General features: G+C 54.4%; 1 pseudogene. It reads right to left on the bottom strand.

Annotated elements, in window-relative coordinates:
* Nucleotides 1-1,833: pseudogene (locus AEQU1_RS00025) on the bottom strand (hypothetical protein); the annotation flags it as partial.

Genomic DNA, 1,833 nt, shown 5'->3' with positions numbered 1-1,833 from the left:
CGTAGTGGGGTCTAGGATCGGATTGCCCAAAGCGTCGAACCAGGCAACGCTCAAATCAGGGTTTCCGCCCGTTATCAATAGGTTACGCGTGGTCAGATCAAAGGTCGAGATCTCATCGGTCGGGGTACTGCCCTGCAGTTCGTCATCACAAAGTGGATATTCGAAAGGCCCGTTGTTCACCGGGATTGGATCTACGATTAGGGTCAGTTCCACGATGTCGTAACATCCCTCTCCACTGTTCGGGTTGGGGGGCAATGTGCTGTTTGCGTTCCCGACCACCAATATATAGATGGTCTGTGGGTTGCTCGTGTTCGTATAGGCCGCCGGATTGCCGATCGAGGCCGAAAAGTCCGGGTTGGTCAGGGCTAGGTCACCTGCCAATTGCGCGTCGGCAAGATCTTCATAATAATAGAGGTCGAACCCATTCGGGTCTAGGGTGCCGAGAACCTCGCCCTCGACTTGTGTTAAATTGAAAAGGGTAAAACCGTCTGCAACAGCATCGTCACACTCTCTCAGGGGCTCCGGTTCGGTAGCAGTTGGGGAGGCATGTACTTCCAGCGCGAACGAAATAGTCCTGTGGCAACTGTTCACCGTGGTCACGACCCTTGCCCAGACTCCGCCCGTACCATAACGTGGGTCGGAAGGATCGGTAATGGGCACATCAAGATAGATCTGGTCGTTCTCGTAGGGAACGGTAATGGGGAGCACATTGTTCTCGGCATCCAACAGGGTCCTGTGGTAGCTCACCGTGAGGTTTGCATCGCCCGCCGTAATGAAGGCGCTCTGTGTGGAAAGATCGAACAGCGCGAAGCCATCGCCATTAGAATCGCAGGCGATCATCGCCCCGGGCGAAAATGCGATCGGGGTAGGATCTACAATTATCAAAAACGAATTGGTGGCCCTACAGCCGTTTTCACTGAAAACGGTAACATAGATGCGCTGTTGCGGGCTCGTGATGTTCTGGTAGGCGCCCGGGTTGGCTATGGGGTTGTTGTTCTGCTGGTCGATAGGGGTCGCATAATAGAAAACCTCTAGGTTGGGGTTGCCAAGGTTGATCAGCGGTGTATTGATGGTAAGGTCGAATGTGGAGATCCCGTCATCCACGGTACTGCCGTTTACCATGTCGTCGCAAAGGGTAAGGTCGTTCCCGGTACCAATGGTGGGAAAAAGTTCCAACTGCAGCGCGAAAGGGGTCACACGGGCACAGCCGGTTATCAGGCTCTCTAGGCGCACATAGATAAGCTGGCCAGCCCCCGCACTGATATAGGCGGTAGGGTTCAGTATCTCCGTTCCGGCAATGCCCGCATTTGCATCGGCAAGATTTTCGTAATAGGTAATGGGAAGTACAAAGTTAGCGGGGTCCTGGCTACCGATCACCCCATCGTCCTGAAGGGTCAGGTTAAAGATACCCGTGCCGCTGCCGCTCTCGTCACAACCGATGAACGGGTCCGCGAAGGGTGGCATCTGTGGCTTTTCCGGCAGAGCGATAACGCGCAGCTCAAGTTCCACTATGGTGAAACAGCCAACACTTGCGGGGGGGACATCCTTTTCCACCCTGGCAAATATAATTTGGCTAAAAGGGGTCGTATTGGTGTAAGGGGCTACTATTTCGGTCCCGGCAACGCCAGCAATCGCATCCGACAGCAGTTCGTAGTAGGTCACGCTCACATTGGCCTCGCCGTTTATAATATCCACATCTGCCAGGGATGGGTCCCAACCACCGACGATCCCGTCGTCATCGTCGTCACAGAGTTCCAGTGGGTCGGGCGAGGTATTCGGGTTCGGGTTCGGAAGTACGGTCAACGTAAGAGTAACCAATGTATTGCAGCCGAA

Source organism: Aequorivita sp. CIP111184 (assembly GCF_900489465.1).
In the GTDB taxonomy this organism is placed as follows: Bacteria; Bacteroidota; Bacteroidia; order Flavobacteriales; family Flavobacteriaceae; genus Aequorivita.
Note: the sequence above shows the minus strand (reverse complement) of the source record. Positions and strands in the feature narration are given on the sequence as shown.